This window comes from Stenotrophomonas sp. YJH_SMC_106-19, from assembly GCF_059368375.1.
Map to the genome: position 1 here is coordinate 12,425 of NZ_JCAFRQ010000006.1, position 24,086 is coordinate 36,510.

The following is a 24,086-nucleotide window of genomic DNA, read 5'->3' on the forward strand; positions in this document are numbered from 1 at the left end:
GCCGGACGGGGTTCATCCAGGTCGCTCAACCACGGGGATGGTGGCGGGCGTGCAGCTTCTGCAGGTGTTCACGCGCCACCAGCGTGTAGATCTGGGTGGTCGACAGCGAGCTGTGGCCAAGCAGCATCTGCAGCGCGCGCAGGTCCGCGCCACGGTTGAGCAGATGGGTGGCGAAGCTGTGCCGCAGGCCGTGCGGGCTGATGCGGGCCGGATCGATGCCGGCGACCTGCGCGTGGCGCTTGACGAGATGCCAGAACGCCTGCCGTGTGAGCGCGTGCAGCCGGGGCTCGATGAACAGCGGCGTCTGCCCATCGGCGAGTGCCTGCACCCTGCCCTTTCCCACCAGCTGCGGCCGTGAATCCTGCAGGTAACGCTCCAGCCAGTGCTGTGACTCCTCGCCCAGCGGCACCAGCCGCTCCTTGCTGCCCTTGCCGGTCACCCGCAGCACGCCCTGCCGCAGGTTCACCGCCGTTGCCGGCAGCAGTACCAGTTCGCTCACGCGCAGGCCCGCGGCGTACATGAGCTCCAGCATGGCCCGATCGCGCAGCCCCAGCGGACTGCCGACATCCGGCGCGGCCAGCAACGCATCGATCTGGCTTTCGGCCAGCGCCTTGGGCAGCAGTCGTGGCAGCTTCGGCGGATCCAGCAGAGCGCCGGGGTCCTCGCTGCGCTCGCCGCGACGCACGCCATCGGCGAAGAACGCACGCAGCGCCGACAGCAGGCGCGCATTGCTGCGTGGCGACCAGCCATGGCGCGTGCGCCAGGCCAGGTAGTCGAACAACCCGGCGCGTTCGACGCCGGCCAGGCCCCCTTCGCGGCCGTCCAGCCAGCGTGCCAACCCTTCCAGATCGCGACGGTAGCTGTCCAGGGTGGCCCTGGCCAGACCGTTCTCCGCCCAGATGGCATCAAGAAAGCGCTGGATGCGCATGCTGTCGTCGGCACGCAGTGCAGGCAGTTGCTGGACCAGCTGACGGCGCTCGGCGGGGGTGGAAATGACGGCCATGCGTGGAGGATACGAGGGTGACTGCGGACGCGGCCAGCTTTGCGTATGCTCGGCGCATGTCCAGCCCAGCCACCGACGTGTCTTCCACTGCCACGCCCGAGGCGCAGCGCCCCCGTGCGCTGCTGCCGTGGCGCGTGCTGGCGATGGTCTACGACGCGCTGCCCGTGCTCGCGCTGTGGATGCTGGCCGGCACGGCGTTCACCCTGGCCTATACCTTCAGTGGCCATGCACAGCGCGAGAACATCGCGCCCTTCAGTGCCTGGCAATGGCTGTTGTGGGCGGTGTGCTGGGTCATAACCGGGGCCTATGCAACCGCCAGCTGGCACCGGGGTGGGCAGACCCTTGGCATGCGGCCGTGGCGGCTGAAACTGGTGTCGGCCGACGGCACCGCGCTGCGGCGCGCGCAGCTGTGGCTGCGGTTCGCCGTGGCAACGCTGTCGTTGCTGCTGGGTGGGCTGGGCTTCTGGTGGGCCCTGCTGGATCGCCAACGCCTGGCGTGGCACGACCGTGCCAGTGGCACGCGTCTGGTGCGGATGCCCAAGCGCTGAAGTGTCCGGCCGGCGCCGGGCATGGCCCGGCGCTGCCAGAATCAGCCTGATTTCCGCCGGAACAGCAGGCCTGACACCACCAGCATCACGATCGGCGGCAGCGCGTAGGCGATGCGGTAGTCGAACTTCAGTGCGCCGGCCATGCGCCCGAAGAACAGCTGCAGCAGCCAGAAGCCCAACGCGAACAGGATGCCGAGGAACAGCCGCTTGCCCATGCCACCACTACGCAGCGAACCAAACGCGAACGGCACGGCGGCCAGGCACAGCGCCAGTACGTTCACCGGGTAGAACCAGCGGCTCCAGTACACATCCTCGAAATCACGCGCATCCAGGCCGTTGCGCTCGCGATAGGCGATGCTCGTGCTCAGTTCGGACACGCTCAGGTTGCGCGGCTTGGCGATACCGGTCGCCAGTGCCGCCGCGTCCAGCTTGGAATTCCAGGGCTCGCGCGCCACTTCCTCGCGCGTTGCCGAGCGCTCGCCGAAGGTATCGCGGCGCACGCCGGTCAATACCCAGCCGTCCTTGTCATGTTCGGCAGTGGCGGCGTGGGTCAGGGATGCGATCCGCCCGTCTTCGGCGATCCGGTACAGGCGGACGTCACGCAGGATCAACCGCGTTCCCGTGTTGCCGACCAGCTGTTCCTCACCGCTCTGCGCGTTGAGGAAGGTATCGCCTTCGCGTGCCCACATGCCGGAATAACGGGCCACGGCCATGTCCTGGCCCCATTTGGCACTCATCTTCAGCGAATCGGCACGGTTCTGCCCCCACGGGCCCAGCGTCTCGGCGCTGAACACCATCACTGCGGTCAGCAGCGACAGGGCAATCGCCACCGACACGCTCAGGCGTTTGCGGGACAGGCCCAGCGCACGCAGCGCGGTCAGTTCGGAGGTCGCCGCCAGCTGGCCCAGCCCCATCAGCGCGCCGATCACCGCCGCGGTCGGGAAGAAGGTGTAGGCGCGGCGTGGCACCGTATACAGCACCCACGCCGCGGCGTGTCCCAGGGTGTAGCCGTTCTTTCCGATGTCCTTGAACTCGCCGGAGAAGGCCATCACCACGTCCAGGCCGGTCAGCACCGCCCAGGTCAACAGCACGGTGCCGAACACCGCGCGCCCGAGGTAGAAATCGAACCGCATCGGTCGCAGCATCATGCGCGGGCCCCCTTGGGCAGGCTCATGCGTCCATCACGCGCATACATCCAGACCGCGAACGCCAGCAGTGGCAGGGTCAGCCACCACAGGCCCAGCATCGCCGGCAGCTTGCCACTGGCGATCCAGCCGGCGCCGATGAACGTCAGGTTGGTGCCGACCATGTAGGCCAGCAGGGCCAGCATCATGCGCCCATAGCGCTGCTGGCGCGGCGAGCTGCGCCCCAGCGGCACGGTCAGCAGGGCGAACGCCAGGGCGATCAGCGGCGGGGCCAGCCGGCGATGCAGTTCGGCCTGGGCCTGGGTGCGGCCGTCGCCCAGCAGCTGCAGGGTCGACATCAGTTCCGGATCGTCATCCTTGCGGGTCTGCGCACCGTCAGGCAGGGCCACATCGTTGCGGGCGAAGGTGGCCAGCCGGTAATCCAGCGCACCGGCCAGCGGACCCTCGACCTGGTGGCCCTTGTCCAGTTCCAGGAAGCGCTGCCGCTCGCCCTCGAAGTACATGCGGCCGCTGGCGGCAGAGACCACTTCCAGCCGGTCGTCCTTGGCACGCTGCAGGAACACCTTGCCCAGCTGGGTGCCATCGGGCGAGATCGAGGACAGGTAGACCACGCCGCCGTTGGGCAGCGGGGTGAAGCGCCCGGGCTCCAGGCCGGCCATCAGTACGCTGCGGTTGGCGTCCTGCACCATCTGCTCGGCGGTGCGCGAGGCCCACGGACCCAGCCACAGCGAGCAGGCGCCCACCACCGCCACCACCGGCACCACCAGCATCAGCAGCGGCCGCAGCAGGCGCCTGGGGCCCACGCCGATGGCAGTGATCACCGCCATTTCGGAGTCGCGGTAGAGGCGGGCGATCGCCAGCAACAGTCCCAGCATCAACGCCAGCGGCAGGATCAGCGGCATGTAGACGATGAACTGCAGCGCCAGCTGCGAGAACAGCAGCCTGGCCGGCAGGCGCCCGTCGGCGATGTTGCCGAGGATGTCCACCAGCACGCCGCCCACGCTGACCACCAGCAGGACGATCAGGGTGGCCAGGAAACTCTGGACGAAATCGCCCAGCAGGTAGCGGTCGAGCTTCAACATGGGGCGGTGGTTTAAACTCTGGGGTTCGTTCGCGGTGCCGCCCAGTCTAGCGTCTGGGCGTAAACGGTCCGCGATTGTACGGACTTGCCAATGGAATCTGCTCAATGGCTCTCGAATTCACCCTGAACCACCTCGCCCCGGCCGCCGCCCCCGTTGACTGCCTGGTGGTCGGCGCATACGCCGACCATACCCTGACTCCGGCCGCACAGGCGCTGGATGCCGCCAGCGGCGGCCGCCTGTCGGCCCTCGCCCAGCGCGGCGACCTGTCCGGCAAGACCGGTGCCACCAGCCTGCTGCACGACCTGCCGGGCGTGGCAGCGCCGCGCGTGCTGGTGGTCGGGCTGGGTGAAGCCGCCCGCTTCGGCGTGCCGCAGTACCTGAAGGCCGTAGGCGACGCCGTTCGCGCGCTGAAGGCAGGCGCCACCCGCAGCGCGCTGTTCACCCTGTCTGAAGTGGCTGTGAAGGAGCGCGATGCGGCTTGGGCGATCCGCCAGGCAGTGATCGCCGCCGATCACGCGGCGTACCGCTACACCGCCACGCTGGGCAAGAAGAAGGCCGATGATGCCGGGCTGGCCCAGCTGGCCATCGCCGGTGACGACGCGCAGGCCCTGGCCCAAGGCCAGGCCATCGCTGCCGGTGTCGAGTTCGCCCGCGAGCTGGGCAACCTGCCGCCGAACTACTGCACCCCGGCCTACCTGGCCGAAGTCGGCGTGAAGTTCGCCAGCGAGCATGACGGCGCCGAGGCCGAGATCCTCGACGAGACCCAGATGGAAGCTCTGGGCATGGGCTCGCTGCTGGCCGTGGCCCGTGGTTCGGCCAATCGCCCGCGCCTGGTCGTGCTGAAGTGGACCGGCGCCGGCGATGCCAAGCCCTATGTGCTGGTCGGCAAGGGCATCACCTTCGATACCGGCGGCGTCAACCTGAAGACCCAGGGCGGCATCGAGGAAATGAAGTACGACATGTGCGGCGGCGCCAACGTCATCGGCACCTTCGTCGCTGCGGTCAAGGCCAGGCTGCCGCTGAACCTGGTGGTGGTGGTGCCGGCCGTGGAGAACGCCATCGACGGCAACGCCTACCGCCCGTCCGACGTCATCACCTCGATGTCGGGCAAGACCATCGAAGTCGGCAACACCGACGCCGAAGGCCGCCTGATCCTGTGCGATGCGCTGACCTACGCGCAGCGCTTCGAGCCGGCCGCGCTGGTCGACGTCGCCACCCTGACCGGCGCCTGCATGGTCGCCCTCGGTCACCAGACCGCGGGCCTGATGAGCAAGCACGACGACCTGGCCAACGAGCTGCTGGCCGCCGGCGAGCACGTGTTCGACCGCGCCTGGCGCCTGCCGCTCTGGGATGAGTACCAGCCGATGCTGGATTCGACCTTCGCCGACGTCTACAACATCGGCGGCCGCTGGGCCGGCGCCATCACCGCCGGCTGCTTCCTGTCGCGCTTCGCCGAAGGCCAGCGCTGGGCTCACCTGGACATCGCCGGCGTCGCCAGCGACGAGGGCAAGCGTGGCATGGCCACCGGCCGCCCGGTCGGCCTGCTGAGCCAGTGGCTGCTGGACCAGGCCGCCCGCGCCTGATGCTGTACCAGACCCTGGCCGGCCACCGCCGGCCAGGGCCTCGCCCGGCCAGACCGGGCCCCCGCCTGTTCCGGACCCTGCCATGCCCCGCGCCGACTTCTACCTGATCGCCAAGCCCCGTTTCCTGACCGAGCCGTTGCGCCTGGTCTGCGAGCTGGCACGCAAGGCCAACGATGCCGGCCTGTTCACCCTGGTGCTGGCGCGCGACCAGGCCCAGGCCGAGGAACTGGACGAACTGCTGTGGGCGTTCGATGACGACGCCTACATCCCGCATCAGATTGCCGGCGAGGACATGGACGAGGAAGAAGCGCTGGTGCTGATCGCCGTGCCCGGCACCGAGGCGCCGGCCCGCCCGCTGGTGATCAACCTGCGCGACGACCCCTGGCTGGGCCAGTGCGAGCGCGTGCTGGAAGTGGTCCCGGCCGACCCTGAAGCGCGCGAACCGCTGCGCGAACGCTGGCGCCAGTACAAGGCCGCCGGTTACGACCTGAACAAGCACGACATGTGAGCGCCCCGCGGCCCCCTTGATGGGCCACCCCTGCGCCCTGATCCTTCAACGATTACCTCCTGGTTCCCCCGCATGACCCAACTCGCCTCCAGCTACGACCCGAAGTCCTTCGAGACCGACCTCTACGAGGCCTGGGAGAAGGCCGGCCACTTCAAGCCGTCCGGCCAGGGCGAGCCGTACACCATCCTGCTGCCACCGCCGAATGTGACGGGCACGCTGCACATGGGACACGCCTTCCAGCAGACCCTGATGGATGCGCTGGTGCGTTACCACCGCATGCGCGGCTACGACACGCTGTGGCAGGTCGGCACCGACCACGCCGGCATCGCCACCGAGATGGTGGTCAGCCGCAACCTGGCGCTGGAAGGCAAGGGCGAAACCCGTGACTCGCTGGGCCGCGAAGGCTTCATCGGCAAGGTCTGGGAGTGGAAGCAGCAGTCCGGCGACACCATCGAACGACAGATGCGCCGCCTCGGCACGTCGGCCGACTGGTCGCGCAGCACCTTCACCATGGACCCGCAGCCCTCGGCGGCGGTGATCGAGGCCTTCGTGCGCTGGCATGAGCAGGGCCTGATCTACCGCGGCCAGCGTCTGGTCAACTGGGATCCGGTGCTGAAGACCGCCATCTCCGACCTGGAAGTGGAGAGCGCCGAAGAAGACGGTTTCCTGTGGTCGATCGCCTATCAGCTCGATGATGGTCTGAGCTACGAGCACGTCGAGCGCGACGCCGACGGTAACGAAACCCTGCGCGAGACCCGCGATTACCTGGTGGTGGCCACCACCCGCCCGGAGACCCTGCTGGGCGACACCGCCGTGATGGTGCATCCGGAAGACGAGCGGTACGCACACCTGATCGGCAAGACCGTGGTGCTGCCGCTGACCGGCCGCCGCGTGCCGGTGATCGCCGATGATTACGTGGACCGCGCGTTCGGTACCGGCGTGGTCAAGGTCACGCCCGCGCATGACTTCAACGATTACCAGGTCGGGGTGCGCCACAGCCTGCCGATGATCAACCTGTTCACTCCGGTGGCGGCGCTGAATGAGAACGCCCCGGAACGCTTCCAGGGCCTGGACCGCTATGAAGCACGCAAGGCCGTGCTGTCCGAGCTGGAAGACCTGGGCATCCTGGTCGAGACCAAGGCGCACAAGCTGCAGGTGCCGCGCGGCGACCGCACCGGCCAGGTGATCGAGCCGTACCTGACCGACCAGTGGTTCGTGAAGATGGACGAGCTGGCCAAGCGCGGCCTGGAGCTGGTCGAAGGTACCGATGGGAAGCCGGGCAGCATCTCCTTCGTGCCGCCGAACTGGATCAACACCTACCGTCACTGGATGGCCAACATCCAGGATTGGTGCATCAGCCGCCAGCTGTGGTGGGGCCACCGCATTCCGGCGTGGTTCGACGCTGCCACCGGCACCTGCTACGTCGGTCGCAGCGAGGATGAGGTGCGGGCAAAGCACAAGCTCGGCAGCGATGTCGTGCTGAACCAGGAAAGCGACGTGCTGGAAACGTGGTTCTCCTCCCAGCTGTGGCCGTTCTCCACCCTGGGCTGGCCGAACGAACAGGCCATGGCCGAGCGTGGCTTCGACCGCTACCTGCCGTCGTCGGTGCTGGTCACCGGCTTCGACATCATTTTCTTCTGGGTGGCCCGCATGATCATGGCCACCGACAACCTGACCGGAAAGATTCCGTTCAAGGACGTCTACTTCACCGGCCTGATCCGCGACGGACAAGGCCAGAAGATGTCCAAGAGCAAGGGCAACGTGCTCGACCCGCTGGACATCATCGATGGCATCAGCATCGATGACCTGGTCGCCAAGCGCACCGGCGGCCTGATGCAGCCGAAGATGGTGGAGAAGATCGAGAAAGCCACGCGCAGGGAGTTCCCGGACGGCATCGCCGCCCACGGCGCCGACGCGCTGCGCTTCACCATCGCGGCGCTGGCCACCCATGGCCGCGACATCAAGTTCGACATGAACCGTGCCGAAGGCTACAAGAACTTCTGCAACAAGCTGTGGAATGCCAGCCGCTTCGCGCTGATGAACACCGAAGGTGCGGCGTTCAGCGGCGTGCCGACACCGCGCACCGATGCCGAGCGCTGGATCCTTGCACGCCTGGCGGCCACCACCGCTGAAGCGCAGGGCCACTTCGCCGCCTACCGCTTCGACCTGCTGGCGCAGTGCCTGTATGAGTTTGCCTGGAATGCGTTCTGCGACTGGTTCCTCGAACTGAGCAAGCCGGCCCTGAGCGGCAGCGACGCAGCGGATGCAGAAAGCACCCGCCACACCCTGCTGTATGTGCTGGAAGCCCTGCTGCGCCTGCTGCACCCGTTGACGCCGTTCATCACCGAACAGCTGTGGCAGCAGCTCGCCCCGCGCCTGGGCCTGGCCGAAACCACGCTGTCGCTGCGCCCCTACCCGACCGCAGCCGAGTTCCAGGGCGATTTCGCCCAGGCCGAGGCCGACGTCGAATGGCTCAAGGCGGTGATCAGCGCGGTGCGCCGCGTGCGCAGCGAACTGAACGTCGCACCGTCCAGGCTGGTGCCCCTGCGCCTGCAGGCCGGCCAGCAGCAGGATCGTGCCCGCGTCGAACGCTTCAGTGCGTCGCTGTCGTTCCTGCTGAAGCTGGACAGCGTGCAGTGGCTGGGCGAAGGCGAAAGCGCTCCGCCTGCGGCCGCCGCCATCGTCGGTGAGTTGAAGCTGCTGGTGCCGCTGGAAGGCCTGGTCGATCTGGATGCCGAACGTGCACGCCTGGACAAGGAGATCAAGCGCGTGGAAGGCGAGCAGGAGAAGAGCGAAACCAAGCTGGCCCGGTTCACCGACAAGGTGCCGGCTGCGGTGGTCGAGCAGGAGCGCGTGCGCCTGGCCGACTGGAACACCCAGCTGGCCGGCCTGCGCGAACAACGCGCGAAGCTGTAACAGCCGACCGGCGGGTGCGGATCCAGGTCCGCACCCGCCCAGGTCTTTTGGCATCATCAGAGGATGCCGCTTTCGATCTTCCTGCTGGTTCTCGCCGCTGCCGCGCTGCATGCCAGCTGGAACGCCATCGTCAAGCGTGGCGCCGACAAGCTCCTCGGCACCGTGCTCGTCACCGGCAGCGCCGCACTGCTGTCCGCCGCGCTGCTGCCTCTCCTTCCTCTGCCGGACGTGACCAGCTGGCCGTGGCTGGCGGCCTCGGTACTGCTGCAGGTGGTCTATTACGCGCTGGTCGCGCGCTGCTATCAGCAGGTGGACATGAGCCTGGCGTATCCGCTCATGCGCGGTTGCGCACCGATCCTGGTCGCGCTGGCCGGCACCGTGCTCGGCGAATCACTGCCCGCAGCGGCGTGGCTGGGCGTGGCGCTGGTCAGCAGCGGCATCCTGGCCATGGCACTGGGCGCGCGCGCAGGCCAGCTCGGCCTGCCGCTGCTGACGGCGACGATGATCGCAACCTACACCCTGGTCGATGCGCACGGCGCGCGCCTGTCGGGCAGCCCGCTGGCCTACACGTTGTGGCTGTTCCTGCTGTCGGGCATCCCGCTGCCGCTGTGGGCGTTGTACACCCGCCGCAGCGCGGTGCTGACCTATGCGCGCCAGCATTGGCCGCTGGGCCTGGCCGGCGGCGTGGGCACCACCGCGTCCTATGCGATGGCACTGTGGGCGATGACCCAGGTACCGGTCGCGATGGTGTCGGCCCTGCGCGAGTCCTCGATCCTGTTCGCCCTGCTGATCTCGGCATTCCTGCTGCGTGAACGGATACCGCGCGTGCGCTGGCTGGCGGCGTCGCTGATCGTCAGCGGAGTGCTGGCCCTGCGGCTGGCGTGAGCCACACGTGCCCGCCAAGGTTGGCACCTGCCGCCAGCGCCCGGCCGTACCGGCGGGCAACGCGGCGCATGCCGGTTACAGCGGCGGCATCGTCTGCAGGTCGCCCTCGACCAGCTCGATCGCCATCACCACCGCGTCCTCGCGTCCCTGCGCGGCCGGGTAATAGCGCGGACGCCGGCCGATCTCGTTGAACCCTTCGCTGTGATACAGCGCCAGCGCCGGCGCATTGGACGGGCGCACTTCCAGGAACACACGCTGGGCACCGCGATCACCAGCCAGCTGCACCAGCGCACGCAGCAGCTGCCGCCCCAGCCCGCGTGACTGCACCAGCGGATCGATGCAGATGTTCAGCACATGCGCCTCGTCGGCAGCGATGCTCAGCACGCCGTAGCCGAGCAGCTGGCCATCGCGCTCCATTGCCAGACCGGGATAACCCGCACGCAGGCAATCGATGAATATGCCGCGGGTCCACGGGAAGGGATAGCCACGCACCTCGATCGCCATCACCTCGGCAAGATCGCTCTCGCGCAGCGCCCGCAGGCGCACCGGGCCGGGCTGGCTGACCGCACTCACGGCGCGCCCCGCTTGCGCAGGGCGCGCAGCTGCGGCCACAGCGCGCGCTTGGCGGCTGGATCACGGCGCAGCTGCTCCAACGGCCAGCTGTCCATCAGCGCCTGCGTCGCGGCATCGTTGGGGTTGCAGCCGGATGCGCGCAGCAGCGCGATCTGCAGGCGATCAGGCAGACGTACCGCCGGCTGCCGGGTGGTGCCCGCCGAGGCTGCGCGTGCCGCCTGAGGTTCGGTTGCCGGCACCACGGCGGGCGCGGTGCGAGGCGGCGGCGACGGACTCCGCGGCTGGCGCGGTGCCGGCTCCACCGCTGCCGGTTCGGGCTGGCGTGACGGAGACTGCGCTGCCGGGCTGGCCGCATCGGCGTCGGCCACGCTCAGCTGCAATGCAGCGTCCAGCTCCGCGGCGAGCTGGCCGTCGTGATAGACGGTATAGCCCATCGCCTGCAGCCAGGCCTGCTGGGCCGGTGACCACAGCACGGGCAGATCCTGGCTCACGCGGCCTCGGACTTCTTGCGCAGGCGCTGCACCGCCCACATCACCGGGCCGGACAGGGCATACAGGATGCCCACGGCGAACAGGACGCGCGGCAGGTCGATCACCGCGATCGCGATGGCCATCGGTACCAGTGCCAAGACCAGGAACGGCACCCGGTCGGAACGGGAATCCTTGGCGGCACCGCCCTTGAAGCTCCAGAAGCGGATGCGGCTGACCATCAGCAGCGCAGCGACCAGCGTCACCGCCAGCGCCACATAGCGCAGCTGATTGCCATCCCAGCCCAGGTTGCCATCGGCGAAGGCCCAGACGAACGACATCATCAGCCCGGCAGCGGCCGGGCTGGCCAGGCCGACGAACCAGCGCTTGTCCACCACCGCGACCTGGGTATTGAAGCGGGCCAGACGCAGCGCCGCGCATGCGGCGTACAGGAAGGCCACGGCCCAGCCGACACGGCCCAGCAGGGGATCATCGAATTTCAGCCAGGACAGCGACCAGTGGTACATCACCAGTGCCGGCGCCATGCCGAAGCTGACCAGGTCGGCCAGCGAGTCGTACTGCACGCCGAACTCGCTGCTGGTGCCGGTCAGGCGCGCGACACGGCCATCCAGGCCGTCCATCACCGCCGCCACGAACACCGCGATGCTGGCATTGACGAAATCCCCGTTGGCAGCGGCGATGATCGCGTAGAAGCCCGCGAACAGGCCCGCAGTGGTGAACAGGTTGGGCAGCAGGTAAATCGTGCGCGAACGCGGCGGCGGTGTGATCGGGTCCATGGAATCCAGTTTAATCGACTTGCCAGCGGTCGGTGCCAATGCTGCAATCGGCGTTCTACGCCCATTCCGCGGAGTTTGCCATGCGTGCCCTGTCCTGCCTGGGATGCCTGCTGCTGTTGGCCAGTACCAGTGCCATGGCCGGCCCCGTCTACAAGTGGAAGGACGCCAACGGCGTCACCCAGTATTCGGAAACCCCGCCAGCAGGCAGGACCTACGAGACCCGGGCGCAGGCGCGCTCGGCGCCATCGGCTGACAGCGCCGAACGCCCGGCCGCACCCGTACCGGAGCAGTGCAGCACCGCCCGTGCCAACCTGGCCCTGCTGGAAGGCTCCGGCCAGGTGATGCAGGACACCGACGGCGACGGCAAGGGCGACACCGTACTGACCGCGGAGCAGCGCACCGCGCAGAAGGGACTGGCTGAAGCCAGCATCAAGGCCTACTGCCCAGCAGCCGGTTGAGGGGTCGGCAGGGCTGCGCCCTGCACCTGCTTCAGGCAACGGCAACGTCAAATGCCAAAGCGGCTCTGGTTTTCTGCTGGTCTGGCGGGGCGGTGTGGGCTGGCAGGACACGCCGTAAAGCCATTCATGGGGCTACATGGAATCCAAAATGGGGTCAGATCCGTTTCCGCAGGAAAACGGATCTGACCCCAAGGCATGTCCTGGCAGGTCGCAGAGATCCGTCGAAGGCGGGGTGGGTCCGGTGGCAGGGGTGTGAGCGGCATGGATGCCGCGACCAAGCCCCCAGGACGGGTTTACGGCGTCCCCTGCCACCGGATCCACCCCGCCATCCCACGCGAAGCCCGCTGTTGCTGTGGCAGTTGAAGTTGCCTGAGACGGGTGCAGGGCGCAGCCCTGCCGATACCCTCCCCCCGCCCGGGCTGGCAGAATAGGGATCTCTGCCGTAGACCGAAGCCGACGATGCGCCTCTCCCAGTTCCACCTGCACACCACCAAGGAAACCCCCAGCGACGCGGAGCTGACCAGCCACCGCCTGATGCTGCGTGCGGGCATGATCCGCAAGCTCGCCTCCGGCCTGTACACCTGGTCGCCGCTGGGACTGCGCGTGCTGCGCAAGGTCGAACGCATCGTACGGGAGGAAATGGATCGCGCCGGTGCCGTGGAGTTCCAGATTCCGACCATCCAGCCCAAGGAGCTGTGGGAGCAGACCGGCCGCTGGCAGAAGTTCGGGCCGCAGCTGCTGAAGATCAAGGATCGCAAGGACCAGGTGTTCTGCTACAGCCCGACCGCCGAGGAAGCCGCCTGCGACTTCGCGCGCAGCGAACTGTCCAGCTACAAGCAGCTGCCGGTGAACTTCTATCAGATCCAGACCAAGTTCCGCGATGAGATCCGCCCGCGCTTCGGCGTGATGCGTGCACGCGAATTCCTGATGAAGGACGCCTATTCGTTCCACCTGCACGATGAGTGCCTGGTGCGCGAGTACGAGAACATGAAGGCCGCCTACAGCCGCATCTTCACCCGGCTGGGCCTGGACTTCCGCATGGTGCAGGCCGATTCCGGCGCGATCGGTGGCGATGCGTCGCAGGAATTCCATGTGATCGCCGATTCGGGCGAGGACGCGCTGGTGTTCTCCACCGGCTCGGACTACGCGGCCAACATGGAAGCGGCGATCGCCGCGGAACCGGCACCGCGCGCGGCAGCCGGCGAGACGATGCGCAAGGTCGAGACCCCCACCCAGAAGACCTGCGAGGACGTTGCCGCCCTGCTCGGCATCGCGCTGCAGCGCACGGTGAAGTCGGTGGCGCTGATGACCGACGAAGGGTTCGTGCTGGTGCTGGTCCGTGGCGACCACGAGGTCAACGAGATCAAGCTGGGCAAGGTTCCCGGCCTGGAAGAGCAGCGCTTTGCCAGCGAAGCGGAGATCGCCGAGTACCTGGGCAGCGTGCCCGGCTTCCTCGGCCCGGTTTCACCGGCCAAGGCGATCCGCGTGGTGGCCGACCGCGAAGTGGCGGCGATGTCCGATTTCGTGGTCGGTGCCAATGAAGCGGGCTTCCACCTGGCTGGAGTCAACTGGGGCCGCGACCTGCCGGAACCGGAAGTGGTCGATATCCGCAACGTGCGTGCCGGTGACCGTGCGCTGGACGGCGGCGAGTTGAAGATCGCCCGTGGCATCGAAGTCGGCCACGTGTTCCAGCTTGGCCGCAAGTACGCCGAAGCACTGGACGCCACCGTACTGGACGAGAACGGCAAGGCCGCAGTGATGGCAATGGGCTGCTACGGGATCGGCATCTCGCGCGTGGTCGCTGCCGCGATCGAACAGAATCACGACGATGCCGGCATCATCTGGCCGGACGCGATGGCGCCGTGGCAGGTGGTGGTGTGCGTCATCAACCCCAAGGGCGATGCCGCTGTGGCCGAAGCCGCTGCCGGCCTGCTGCAGGAACTGCGCGATGCCGGTCTCGATGCCGCGCTGGATGATCGCGGGCTGCGCCCGGGTGCGATGTTTGCCGACATGGAGTTGATCGGCATCCCGCATCGCGTGGTGGTCAGCGAGCGCGGCCTGGCGGCCGGCACGTACGAGTACCGCTCGCGACGTGCAAGCGAAGCCGAAAGCCTGGATAAGGCTACCCTGCTGCAACGCCTGCAGGGTTGAGTGACCGGACCGGGGCATGCCCCGGTCTTTTTCTTTGTACCGGCGGTGGGCCGGTGAATATGCAGCTGGACATAATCCGGTCAAAATGGTCACGATGCAGTCGGTCCATCGCCATACCCTGACCTGCATGATTTGTACTGGATTTAATTCATCATTATCCTGTGCGCCGACGCCACGGACCGGCTCGTCCCTGTCCCTTATTAGTTTCCGGAGTAACCGTAGATGAGCATCGACCTGACCGGCCTGTCGGCACGCGAGCTGGGCGCATTGATCCGCACCGCGAAAAAGCAGCAGACCATCGTCGCCAAGCGTCGCCCGATCGCCAAGGTGCGGGCCCAGCTGAGCAAGCTGGCCAAGACCGAGGGTTACACCATCGAGGAGTTGTTCGGTACCGCTACCACGGCTGCCAAGCCACGCGCCCGCAAGGCAGCGGCGCCGTCCAAAACCGCCGGCCGCAAGCTCGGCAAGGTCGCCCCGAAGTACCGCAACCCGGCCAACCCGAAGGAAACCTGGACCGGCCGTGGCAAGCAGCCGCGCTGGATGGCCGAGCTGACCGCCAAGGGCAGCAAGAAGCCGGAAGATTTCCTGATCAAGAAGGCCTGAGGCCGGATCGGAAAGAATGAAGAACGCCGGCGCAAGCCGGCGTTCTTCATTCCATCACAACGTCTTGCGCGCCGGCATCAAGAGGTTGCCGAACAGCAGGCCCGCCACCAGCGCCATCACCACGTTGAGCACGGTCAGGAACACGCTCTGGCCGGCACCGACATCCTGCTGCTGGACGAGCGTCAGCACGCCACGCAGGCTGGTGCTGCCAGGGACCATCATGATGATGCCCGGCAGGCGGATGATCGCACCCGGACGCCCGGCCAGCCGACCGAACAGGTTGCCGCCGGCGGTCAGCACCATCGCCGACAGGAAGATGCCCGCCGGTGCCCCCCAGGCGTGCCCGCCAAACTTGGAAATGGCATAGCCGGCCACGGACGCGGCAATCACCCAGGGATAATCGCGACGGCTGGCCTTGAACAGCATCGCGAAGGCGAAGGCCGCGGTCAGCAGCGACCCCCACTCCACCCACGGTCCCTGCGGTCGCGAGGCACGGATCACCGGGTCCAGGCCCAGCACATCGGCCAGGGTCACCGCGATCATCGCGCCGACGCTCAGTTTCATGATCGTGGTCAGCGCACCGGCAAACCGCGCGGTGCCTGACACCCAGTGCTGGCTGGCCAGTTCGTTGACCGCATTGGTCAGCGACATGCCGGGCAGCAGCACCACCAGCGAGGCGATGATCACCGTGTTGAGGTTGAGCGCGCCGACAAACGAAGCGACCAAGGTGGCAACCAGGCCGGCCAGAAGCGCGGCCAGCGCCTCGGCGGCCTCGCGGGTCGCCGGGCGACGGTCGGTGACCATGCCGAGCAGGCCGATCATCAGGCCGATGACACCGGCGGTGGCGATGTCCAGCCAGGGCAGCTTCCACATGCCGGCGACACCGGCCGCGCCGAGCGTGAACGAGAGGATGGTGCGGAGCTTGCCGCGACGGCCGGGATCCTTGTCCAGCTGACGCAGCGCGGTGTGCCCCTGCGCGATGCTCATCCGCCCGTTGGCCACTTCCTCGGCGATCCGGTCGGCGACACTGAGCTTGTGCAGGTCGTTCTCGCCCGGTGCCAGGCGGATCACGCGGGTGATGTCGCTGGAGCCGATCGCCTGGGCCGGGTCGCTGAAGCTGAGGATGATGCCGGTGGGGTTAGACCACGGTTCACAATCGAGATCGAGCTGTTTTGCCAGTGCGACCACGGCCGTTTCCAGACGCTGGGCCGTGGTGCCGTAGCTGTGGAGGCGGCCGGCGATCTCGGAAACGAAGGCCACGCGCTGCGCGTAGGTGGCCTGGGGCGTGGGGATCGTGTGAGCGTCTGCGGACATGCGCCGTAGTATTACCTAGGCCGGGCCCCGCCGGAGGAATTCATCCTGGTTCAACGCGAAGCACAATACAGAACGGTTATGCTGCGACCCGAATGGCCCACGTGACCCAGAACCTCGCCCCCCAGCTCGAACAGGACGCCCACGACCCCGGGCTGATCCGCCTGTCCGGCCACTGGACCTTGAAGACCGCGCTGGCCGCGGCCGAGGTGCTGCGCGCCGTTCCCGACAAACTGACCGGCATTGACGCCACGGGCATCGAGCAGCTCGATTCGGCCGGCGTACTGCAGCTGTTGCGCGTGGCCCATCGCGCCGACCTCGGTGAGGATGCGCTGCAGTTCCGGCCGGATCACCAGGCACTGGTGTGCACCATCGAGGAAGTGGCCGACGACCGGCCCAAGCCCAAGCGCGACTTCGGCGTGCTGGCCGCGCTGGAACGGCTGGGCGTCAGCATGCATGGCACCGGCCACAACATCGTGGCCCTGGCCAGCTTCCTCGGCGAGGCGATGGTCAAGACCGCTCGCCTGGTCAAGCAGCCGCGGCGCTTCCGCCTCACCGCCACCGTGCATCAGATGGAGCAGGTGGGCCTGGACGCCGTGCCGCTGGTGGCGCTGCTGTCCTACCTGGTCGGTGCGGTGATCGCGTTCCTGGGCTCAACCATCCTGCGCGACTTCGGCGCGGAGATCTACGTGGTCGAGCTGGTCAACATCGCCTTCCTGCGCGAGTTCGCCGTGCTGCTGACCGCGATCGTGCTGGCCGGCCGCACGGCAAGCGCGTTCACCGCGCAGATCGGCGCGATGAAGGCCCGCGAGGAGATCGATGCGATGCGCACGCTGGGCCTCGACCCGATCGACCTGCTGGTACTGCCGCGCCTGTTCGCGCTGCTGGTGACCCTGCCGCTGCTGACCTTCATCGCGATGATTGCCGGCCTGGCCGGCGGCATCACGGTCGGCGCGTTCGATCTGGACATTCCGCCGCAGATGTACATCGCGCGGATGCACGACACGATGGAGGTGCGGCACATGCTGGTCGGCCTGTCCAAGGCGCCCGTCTTCGCGGTGGTGATCGGCCTGATCGGCTGCCTGGAGGGCCTGAAGGTCACCGGCACCGCACAGTCGGTCGGCGAGCGCACCACATCCAGCGTGGTGCAGACCATCTCGCTGGTGATCATCATCGACGCCTTTGCGGCGTTGTGGTTCATGCATATGGACTGGTGACATGAACACGACCTCCGGTTCCGGCACCTTCGAGATGCGTGATGACGATGGCCATGACCTGGCCATCCGCGTGCGTGGGCTGGTCAACCGCTTCGGCAGCCAGACCGTCCATGAGGACCTCGACCTGGACGTGCGGCGCGGCGAGATCCTCGGCGTCGTCGGCGGCTCGGGCACCGGCAAGTCCGTGCTGATGCGCTCGATCCTGGGCCTGCGCGTGCCGGATGAAGGACAGATCGAAGTGCTCGGCCGCGATGCGCGTGCCGACGATGCCGAAAGCCGGCTGCATATCGAGCGCAACACCGGCGTGCTGTTCCAGGATGGCGCGCTGTTCTCCTCGCTGACCGTCGGCGAGAACGTGCAGGTTCCGCTGAAGGAGCATCATCGCGACCTTCCCGAACGCTGGCACTACGAGCTGGCACTGCTGAAGGTGAAGCTGGCCGGCCTGCCCGCCGATGCGATCAACAAGCTGCCCTCGCAGCTGTCCGGCGGCATGCGCAAGCGTGCCGGCCTGGCCCGCGCGCTGGCACTGGACCCGCCGCTGCTGTTTCTGGACGAACCGACCGCCGGCCTGGACCCGATCGGCGCGGCGGCCTTCGACCGGCTGATCAAGACCCTGCAGGAAGCGCTGGGCCTGACCGTGTTCCTGATCACCCATGACCTGGACACGCTGTACGCCATCTGCGACCGCGTCGCCGTGCTGGCCGATCACAAGGTGATCGCCAACGCACCGCTTGCGGAAATCGAGAAACTGGATCATCCGTGGATCCAGGAATACTTCCACGGACCACGTGCGCGTGCCGCGCGTGGTGAACAGATCGAGAGTGCCTGAGCCATGGAAACCAAAGCCAACTACGTGCTGATCGGCGCGTTCACCCTGATCACCGGCCTGGCCCTGCTGGCCTTCGGCCTTTGGGCGGCCAAGTACTCATCCGACCGCACCTGGCAGGAATACCGCGTGGTGTTCCGCGAGGCGGTGACCGGCCTGTCGGTCGGCAGCCCGGTGCAGTACAACGGCATCGCGGTCGGCTCGATCATCGAGCTGAACCTGGTACCGGACGATCCGCGCCAGGTGGTGGCGCGCATCCGCCTGAACTCCACCACGCCGGTGAAGACCGATACCCGTGCCAAGCTGGCGATCACCAGCCTGACCGGTCCGTCGATCATCCAGCTCAGCGGCGGCACGCCGCAGTCGCCGGCACTGACCACGGTCAACAAGGACCCGGCGCCGATCATCCCGACCACGCCTTCGGCACTGCAGAACATCACCGATGTGGCCAACCGCATCGTCGAGCGCATGGACCAGATCCTCAGCGATCGCAACGTGGCGTCGATCAACGCGACCCTGGCCAACCTGGAAACCATCAGCGGCGGACTGGCCGACCGCGACCAGGGCACACAGGCGCTGCTGCTCAGCGCGCGCGATGCCGCACGCAGCCTGGACACCACGCTGAAGACCACCAACGGCACCATCGAGCGCCTCGACAGGAACCTGGTGCAGCAGCTGCCGGGCATCATCGACAAGCTCGACGCTACCCTGGTCAAGCTCGATTCGGCTGCCGGCAATGCCGATTCGATCCTTGGCGAGAACCGCGCCGCGATCAACAGCTTCGCCAATGACGGGCTCGGCCAGCTGGGCCCGACCCTGACCGAGCTGCGTGGCCTGATCCGCGACCTGCGCCGGGTCAGCGACCGCCTCGAGAACAACCCCGCGCGCTATCTGCTCGGCCGCGATGCCCCGAAGGAGTTCGAACCCAAATGAGCCCGATCCTCTTCCCGCGCCTGCTGCTGCCAGGCCTGGCCCTGGCGCTGCTGTCGGGCTGCTCGATCCTCGGCAGCGGCGACAGGAATCCCGTCACCCTGTACTCGCCTGCCGTGCAGGTGAAGGTCGATCCCAGCTGGCCCCAGGTCGCCTGGCAGCTGGTGCTGGCCAAACCCAGCGCGGCGCGCATGGTCGACAGCCCGCGCATCAACGTGCGTCCCACGCCATCGGAGCTGGAGATCTACAGGGGCGCCAGCTGGGCCCAGCCGGCCACCGACATGATCGAGGACACGCTGCTGCGCGGTTTCGAGGACTCCGGCCGCATCAACGGCGTGGCCCGCACCGCCGCCGGTATCCGCGCCGATTACAAGCTGTCCACGGACATCCGTCGTTTCGAATCGGACTACCAGGGCCAGACCACGCCGACGGTGGTGATCGAACTCAATGCCAAGCTGATCCACGTGGCCGACCAGCGCGTGGTCGCTGATCGCACCTTCCGTCAGGCGCAGCCCGTTGGCAGTACCGATGTGCCGGCGGTTGCGGCGGCGTTCGAACGTGGCCTGCAGCAGATCGCGCAGGACGTGGTCGGCTGGACGCTGGTCAGTGGGCAGAACGACAGTGCCGCAGCACCGCGCTGATCCCCCGCTCAGCGCGGCGTGACCCAACGGAATGTCAGGTTGATCCGCTCGCCCTGGGCCCGCGCCATCTTCGGCAACGCGTGCTGATAGAAGCGCTGGGTGCTGCCGGCCATCAACAGCAGATCGCCATGGCCCAGCAGGAACTCCGCCTTGCGTGCCGGCTCGTCGCGTCGTCGCAGCAGGAAACGCCGCGCCGCACCCAGGCTCAGTGAAGCGATCACCGGCGCCGGTCCCAGTTCGGGTTCGTCGTCGCTGTGCCAGCCCATGTAATCGCCACCATCGCGGTATCGATTGAGCAGCACGCTGTTGAACCGGCCGATACCCTCTTCCTGCAATCGCACGCGCAGCGCCTGCAATGCCGGCAGCCAGGGCCGCGGGACGAACTCGGCGCCGGAATACCGGTAGCGCGCCTGCGGATCGCCGATCCAACTGCTCAGCCGCGGCGAATCCACCCAGTGACCAAACATCCGGATGCGGTGCACATCCCAGGCCACCTGTTCGCCCAGTGTCCGCTGCAGCGCATCCGCCCGATCCGGCAGCAGCCAGCCCGGAACATGACGGACGTCGGCATCGGGCAGCTCGTGTGGAAACAGCATCGGGATCGCCAGGCAGTGTCGGGGCGGCACGAGGCCGCCCCGCCGGACTCAGGCACGCCGGAACGGCACGCCGGTCTTTTCCTTCAGTTCGTCCTCGTCAACCCCCGGCGCGGTCTCCACCAGCACCAGACCGGCATCGGTCACGTCGAACACAGCCAGATCGGTGATGATGCGGTCGACCACGCCCACGCCGGTCAACGGCAGCGTGCATTCGGCCAGCACCTTGTGCTCGCCGTTCTTCGCGGTGTGCTCCATCAGCACCACCACGCGCTGCACGCCGGCCACCAGGTCCATCGCGCCGCCCATGCCCTTGACCATCTTGCCGGGCACCATCCAGTTCGCCAGATCGCCCTTGTCGGTCACCTGCATCGCGCCAAGAATGGCCAGGTTGATGTGGCCGCCACGGATCATGGCGAAACTGTCATGGCTGCCGAAGTAGCTGGCACCGGCGCGCGCGGTCACGGTCTGCTTGCCGGCGTTGATCAGGTCGGCATCGACCTCGGCTTCGGTCGGGAACGGGCCGATGCCAAGCAGGCCGTTCTCGGATTGCAGCCACACGTCCACGCCTTCGGGAATGTGGTTGGCGACCAGGGTCGGCAGGCCGATGCCGAGGTTCACATAGGCACCGTCGGTCAGTTCACGGGCGGCGCGGGCCGCCATCTCATCGCGGGTCCACGCCATGTCAGTTGCCCTCCGCACGCACGGTGCGCTGCTCGATTCGCTTTTCAGGATGCGCGTTGTGCACGATGCGATGCACATAGATGCCCGGCAGATGCACCTGGTCCGGATCGATCGCACCGACCGGCACCACCTCTTCCACTTCGGCGATGCACACCTTGCCGGCCATCGCGCAGGCAGGATTGAAATTGCGCGCGGTCTTGCGGAACACCAGGTTGCCGGCTTCGTCGGCCTTCCACGCCTTCACCAGGGCAACGTCGGCACGCAGCGCGGTTTCCAGCACATAGTGCCTGCCGTCGAATTCGCGGGTCTCCTTGCCTTCGGCCACCACCGTGCCGTAGCCGGTGGCAGTGAAGAAGGCAGGAATTCCGGCGCCGCCGGCACGCAGGCGCTCGGCCAGGGTGCCCTGTGGATTGAATTCCAGCTCCAGCTCACCGGCCAGGAACTGGCGCTCGAACTCCTTGTTCTCGCCCACGTACGAGGAAATCATCCTGCTGATCTGGCGTGTTTCCAGCAGCTGGCCCAGGCCGAAGCCATCGACACCGGCATTGTTGGAGATCACGGTCAGGCCCTTGACCCCACTGTCGCGCAACGCTGCGATCAGCGCCTCGGGTATGCCACACAGGCCGAAGCCGCCGACGGCCAGCGTCTGGCCATCGGCGACCACGCCCTCCAGCGCCTGGGCCGCGCTGGCATAGCGCTTGCTGCGCTTGCCGCCGGTATTGGACTTGTCCATCGCTTTGCTGTCCCACACGGTAAGGATGCCCGCATTCTAGCGGTACACCTGCATCCGGCTGGGATGCGCCGCAGCAATTGCGGCGTGCCCTCAGCCGCGCGCGATCGCGGCCATGACCTGCTTCAGGCCGTCCTGCCACGGCGGCAGCACGATGCCCAGCGCCTGCTGCAGGGCCCTGTTGTCCAGCACCGACCAGGCCGGCCGCCGCGCCGGGGTCGGATACTCGGCACCCGGAATCGCTTCAACCACCGGCGCCCTGTGCAGGACACCCGTTGCCAGCGCTTCGGCGAAGATCGCTTCAGCGAAGCCGTGCCAGCTGGTCTGGCCACTGGCGGTGAGGTGCCAGGTACCGGAGAGCGCGGCAGGATGCTGCAGCGCGAGCGCGGTGACATCGGCGATCAGCGCAGCCGGCGTCGGCGTGCCGATCTGGTCGGCCACCACACGCAGATGGTCGCGCTCTGCGCCCAGGCGCAGCATCGTGCGCAGGAAGTTCGCGCCGTGCTCGGCATACACCCATGCGGTACGGAAGATCAGGTGGCGGCCACCGGCAGCGCGCACGGCGTCTTCGCCATCGCGCTTGCTGGTGCCATACACACCCAGCGGCGCGGTCGGCTCGTCCTCGCGATAGGGCGCGGAACCTTCGCCGTCGAACACGTAGTCGGTGGAGTAATGCACGAACGGCACGCCCTGCGCCTGGCACCAGCGCGCGATCACGCCCGGGGCCTGCGCATTGGCGGCGAAGGCGGCCTCGATGTCCTGCTCGGCGCGATCCACAGCGGTATAGGCCGCCGCATTGACCACCACCGATGGCTGCACGCGATCCAGCAGCGCCGGTAGGCTCGCGGGCTGGCCGAAGTCCGCCGTCTCGCAGGGGCTGCCATCAGGCAGCCGGCCACTGCGGGTGGTGGCGACCACCGGCCCCAACGGCGCCAGCGCGCGCAGCAGCTCCTGGCCGACCTGGCCGTTGCCACCCAGCACGAGAACCGTCATGGCGCGAAGACCGGCAGACGTTCCTCGGCGATGTCCTTCAGGAACGGCGCATGTTCGTCCTTGGGCGAGAGCGTCGGCGCGCCCACCGGCCAGTCCACTGCGATGTCCGCGTCGTTCCAGCGCACTCCGGCATCGGCTTCCTTCACGTACACATCGGTACACAGGTAGTGGAACAGCGCGGTGTCGGACAGCACGGCAAATCCGTGCGCGAAGCCTTCCGGAATCCAGAACTGGCGCTTGTTCTGCGCGCTCAGCACCACCGCTTCCCATTGGCCGAAGGTGGGCGATCCGCGGCGGATATCGACGGCCACGTCGTACACCTCGCCTTCCAGCACGCTCACCAGCTTGCCCTGCGGTCGCGGCCACTGGTAATGCAGGCCGCGCAGCACGCCCTTGCTCGATGAGGAGACATTGCTCTGCACGAAGCGGTCGGGCAGGCCCAGCTGGCCGAATCGCGCCGCATTCCAGCCTTCGAAGAAGAAGCCGCGCTCGTCACCAAACACCGCCGGTTCAATCACCACGCATCCCGGCAACCGGGTTTCAATCACTTTCACGGAACCACTCCACGCAATGCGAGTGTGTGCAGGTACTGGCCGTAGCCATTCTTGATCAACGGGGCAGCCAGCGCTTCCAGCTGCTCGGCATTGATCCAGCCCTGCCCGAACGCCACTTCTTCCGGACAGCAGACCTGCAGGCCCTGGCGCGTCTGGATGGTCTCGATGAAGTTGGACGCTTCCAGCAGCGACTGGTGAGTGCCGGTATCCAGCCATGCATAGCCACGCCCCAGCGCCTCCAGATGCAGGCTGCCCGCACCGAGATAGCGCTGGTTGAGATCAGTGATTTCCAGCTCGCCGCGCGGCGAAGGCCTCAGCTCGGCCGCATAATCGCTGGCGTTGCCATCATAGAAATACAGGCCGGTGACCGCGTAGTTGGAACGCGGGTTCTGCGGCTTTTCGACCAGGCCGACAACCCGGCCGTCCTTGTCGAATTCGGCCACACCGTAACGCTCGGGATCGTTGACCCAGTAGCCGAACACGGTCGCGCCATCGGCGCGGGCGTCGGCCCGCCGGAGCACGTCGCGCAGGCCGTGGCCATGGAAGATGTTGTCGCCGAGGACCAGGCAGCTGGGCTTGCCGGCGACGAACTCGCGGCCGATCAGATACGCCTGCGCCAGCCCATCCGGACTGGGCTGCACGGCGTACTGGATGTCCATGCCCCACTGCGAGCCATCACCCAGCAGCTGCTGGAACAGGGCCTGCTCATGCGGGGTGTTGATGATCAGCACTTCCCGGATGCCGGCCAGCATCAGCACGCTGAGCGGGTAGTAGATCATCGGCTTGTCGTACACGGGCAACAGCTGCTTGCTGACGCCCTTGGTGATCGGATACAGCCGGGTGCCGGTTCCGCCGGCGAGGATGATGCCCTTGCGCTGGGTCATGACG

At 67.4% G+C, this 24,086-nt stretch carries 25 protein-coding genes; 12 read left to right on the plus strand and 13 right to left on the minus strand.

Annotated elements, in window-relative coordinates; genetic code table 11:
- Positions 1-25: 25 nt before the first annotated feature.
- The gene (gene xerD / locus AC5P5M_RS15680) at positions 26-1,003 is read right to left on the minus strand and encodes a site-specific tyrosine recombinase XerD (protein WP_065182490.1); all 978 of its coding nucleotides are present in this window, start codon (positions 1,001-1,003) and stop codon (positions 26-28) included.
- A 56-nt stretch (positions 1,004-1,059) separates the two neighbouring features.
- Between xerD and AC5P5M_RS15685 the strand changes: the two genes are divergently transcribed.
- Complete coding sequence (locus AC5P5M_RS15685; protein WP_495206130.1) at positions 1,060-1,551, plus strand: RDD family protein; 492 nt, start codon at positions 1,060-1,062, stop codon at positions 1,549-1,551.
- A 41-nt stretch (positions 1,552-1,592) separates the two neighbouring features.
- Here the strand turns inward: AC5P5M_RS15685 and lptG are convergent, their stop codons facing one another.
- Both lptG and lptF read right to left on the minus strand, forming a co-directional pair.
- The gene (gene lptG, locus AC5P5M_RS15690) at positions 1,593-2,699 is read right to left on the minus strand and encodes an LPS export ABC transporter permease LptG (RefSeq protein WP_053516943.1); all 1,107 of its coding nucleotides are present in this window, start codon (positions 2,697-2,699) and stop codon (positions 1,593-1,595) included.
- A complete protein-coding gene (lptF, locus tag AC5P5M_RS15695; RefSeq protein ID WP_253120250.1) occupies positions 2,696-3,778 on the minus strand; it encodes an LPS export ABC transporter permease LptF in 1,083 nt (360 codons plus the stop codon). Before lptF ends, lptG begins: the two co-directional genes overlap by 4 nt.
- A gap of 104 nt (positions 3,779-3,882) precedes the next feature.
- On the opposite strand from lptF, the gene AC5P5M_RS15700 reads away from it, so the two are divergent.
- The 4 genes from AC5P5M_RS15700 to AC5P5M_RS15715 all read left to right on the plus strand — a co-directional run bounded on the left by AC5P5M_RS15700 (position 3,883) and on the right by AC5P5M_RS15715 (position 9,670).
- Positions 3,883-5,361 (plus strand): leucyl aminopeptidase, encoded by a 1,479-nt coding sequence (locus tag AC5P5M_RS15700; protein ID WP_053516946.1) that lies wholly within the window; start codon positions 3,883-3,885, stop codon positions 5,359-5,361.
- A gap of 82 nt (positions 5,362-5,443) precedes the next feature.
- The gene (locus AC5P5M_RS15705; protein WP_004154132.1) at positions 5,444-5,869 is read left to right on the plus strand and encodes a DNA polymerase III subunit chi; all 426 of its coding nucleotides are present in this window, start codon (positions 5,444-5,446) and stop codon (positions 5,867-5,869) included.
- 72 nt (positions 5,870-5,941) lie between these two features.
- Positions 5,942-8,785 carry a valine--tRNA ligase gene (locus AC5P5M_RS15710; protein WP_065175341.1) on the plus strand — a complete coding sequence of 948 codons (2,844 nt, stop codon included), beginning with the start codon at positions 5,942-5,944 and terminating at the stop codon, positions 8,783-8,785.
- Between the two features lie 63 nt (positions 8,786-8,848).
- The gene (locus AC5P5M_RS15715) at positions 8,849-9,670 is read left to right on the plus strand and encodes an EamA family transporter (protein ID WP_111186577.1); all 822 of its coding nucleotides are present in this window, start codon (positions 8,849-8,851) and stop codon (positions 9,668-9,670) included.
- Positions 9,671-9,745: 75 nt separating this feature from the next.
- On the opposite strand, the gene rimI is transcribed toward AC5P5M_RS15715, so the two are convergent.
- Genes rimI through pssA form a run of 3 tightly spaced genes read right to left on the minus strand, consistent with a single transcriptional unit; the run spans position 9,746 to position 11,507 of the window.
- Positions 9,746-10,243, minus strand: coding sequence for a ribosomal protein S18-alanine N-acetyltransferase (rimI, locus tag AC5P5M_RS15720; protein WP_053516950.1), 498 nt, complete (start codon positions 10,241-10,243; stop codon positions 9,746-9,748).
- Positions 10,240-10,734, minus strand: a complete 495-nt coding sequence (locus AC5P5M_RS15725) for a hypothetical protein (protein ID WP_128990749.1) — start codon at positions 10,732-10,734, stop codon at positions 10,240-10,242. Before AC5P5M_RS15725 ends, rimI begins: the two co-directional genes overlap by 4 nt.
- Positions 10,731-11,507: a CDP-diacylglycerol--serine O-phosphatidyltransferase gene (gene pssA, locus AC5P5M_RS15730; protein WP_053516952.1), complete on the minus strand. Its 777-nt coding sequence runs from the start codon at positions 11,505-11,507 to the stop codon at positions 10,731-10,733. Before pssA ends, AC5P5M_RS15725 begins: the two co-directional genes overlap by 4 nt.
- 80 nt (positions 11,508-11,587) lie before the next feature.
- Here pssA and AC5P5M_RS15735 point away from each other — a divergent pair, with 80 nt between their 5' ends.
- The 3 genes from AC5P5M_RS15735 to AC5P5M_RS15745 all read left to right on the plus strand — a co-directional run bounded on the left by AC5P5M_RS15735 (position 11,588) and on the right by AC5P5M_RS15745 (position 14,719).
- Positions 11,588-11,965 carry a DUF4124 domain-containing protein gene (locus tag AC5P5M_RS15735; RefSeq protein WP_074902117.1) on the plus strand — a complete coding sequence of 126 codons (378 nt, stop codon included), beginning with the start codon at positions 11,588-11,590 and terminating at the stop codon, positions 11,963-11,965.
- A 459-nt stretch (positions 11,966-12,424) separates the two neighbouring features.
- A complete protein-coding gene (locus tag AC5P5M_RS15740; protein ID WP_180875768.1) occupies positions 12,425-14,116 on the plus strand; it encodes a proline--tRNA ligase in 1,692 nt (563 codons plus the stop codon).
- A gap of 222 nt (positions 14,117-14,338) precedes the next feature.
- Positions 14,339-14,719, plus strand: a complete 381-nt coding sequence (locus AC5P5M_RS15745) for an H-NS histone family protein (protein ID WP_053516955.1) — start codon at positions 14,339-14,341, stop codon at positions 14,717-14,719.
- Positions 14,720-14,773: 54 nt separating this feature from the next.
- On the opposite strand, the gene AC5P5M_RS15750 is transcribed toward AC5P5M_RS15745, so the two are convergent.
- Entirely contained in the window at positions 14,774-16,033 is a 1,260-nt protein-coding gene (locus AC5P5M_RS15750) for a threonine/serine exporter family protein (RefSeq protein ID WP_053516956.1), read from the minus strand.
- Between the two features lie 92 nt (positions 16,034-16,125).
- Here AC5P5M_RS15750 and AC5P5M_RS15755 point away from each other — a divergent pair, with 92 nt between their 5' ends.
- From AC5P5M_RS15755 to AC5P5M_RS15770, 4 genes are read left to right on the plus strand one after another with little or no spacing between them, the layout of a single operon-like run.
- Positions 16,126-17,247: an ABC transporter permease gene (locus AC5P5M_RS15755; RefSeq protein ID WP_053516957.1), complete on the plus strand. Its 1,122-nt coding sequence runs from the start codon at positions 16,126-16,128 to the stop codon at positions 17,245-17,247.
- Position 17,248: 1 nt separating this feature from the next.
- Positions 17,249-18,076 (plus strand): ABC transporter ATP-binding protein, encoded by an 828-nt coding sequence (locus AC5P5M_RS15760; RefSeq protein ID WP_053516958.1) that lies wholly within the window; start codon positions 17,249-17,251, stop codon positions 18,074-18,076.
- 3 nt (positions 18,077-18,079) lie between these two features.
- Positions 18,080-19,006: an MlaD family protein gene (locus tag AC5P5M_RS15765; RefSeq protein WP_053516959.1), complete on the plus strand. Its 927-nt coding sequence runs from the start codon at positions 18,080-18,082 to the stop codon at positions 19,004-19,006.
- Positions 19,003-19,644, plus strand: a complete 642-nt coding sequence (locus AC5P5M_RS15770) for an ABC-type transport auxiliary lipoprotein family protein (protein ID WP_495206131.1) — start codon at positions 19,003-19,005, stop codon at positions 19,642-19,644. The genes AC5P5M_RS15765 and AC5P5M_RS15770 overlap by 4 nt, the downstream gene beginning before the upstream one ends.
- Positions 19,645-19,652: 8 nt before the next feature.
- Here the strand turns inward: AC5P5M_RS15770 and AC5P5M_RS15775 are convergent, their stop codons facing one another.
- The 6 genes from AC5P5M_RS15775 to rfbA form a co-directional block, all read right to left on the minus strand.
- The gene (locus AC5P5M_RS15775) at positions 19,653-20,240 is read right to left on the minus strand and encodes an alpha-ketoglutarate-dependent dioxygenase AlkB family protein (protein WP_495206132.1); all 588 of its coding nucleotides are present in this window, start codon (positions 20,238-20,240) and stop codon (positions 19,653-19,655) included.
- A 48-nt stretch (positions 20,241-20,288) separates the two neighbouring features.
- A complete protein-coding gene (locus tag AC5P5M_RS15780; RefSeq protein ID WP_065175345.1) occupies positions 20,289-20,921 on the minus strand; it encodes a CoA transferase subunit B in 633 nt (210 codons plus the stop codon).
- Position 20,922: 1 nt separating this feature from the next.
- Positions 20,923-21,654 (minus strand): CoA transferase subunit A, encoded by a 732-nt coding sequence (locus tag AC5P5M_RS15785; protein WP_053516964.1) that lies wholly within the window; start codon positions 21,652-21,654, stop codon positions 20,923-20,925.
- A gap of 90 nt (positions 21,655-21,744) precedes the next feature.
- Positions 21,745-22,644, minus strand: a complete 900-nt coding sequence (gene rfbD / locus AC5P5M_RS15790; protein WP_476342591.1) for a dTDP-4-dehydrorhamnose reductase — start codon at positions 22,642-22,644, stop codon at positions 21,745-21,747.
- Positions 22,641-23,198, minus strand: a complete 558-nt coding sequence (gene rfbC, locus AC5P5M_RS15795; protein WP_053516966.1) for a dTDP-4-dehydrorhamnose 3,5-epimerase — start codon at positions 23,196-23,198, stop codon at positions 22,641-22,643. The genes rfbD and rfbC overlap by 4 nt, the downstream gene beginning before the upstream one ends.
- A complete protein-coding gene (gene rfbA, locus AC5P5M_RS15800) occupies positions 23,195-24,082 on the minus strand; it encodes a glucose-1-phosphate thymidylyltransferase RfbA (protein ID WP_193396183.1) in 888 nt (295 codons plus the stop codon). Before rfbA ends, rfbC begins: the two co-directional genes overlap by 4 nt.
- Positions 24,083-24,086: the final 4 nt, after the last annotated feature.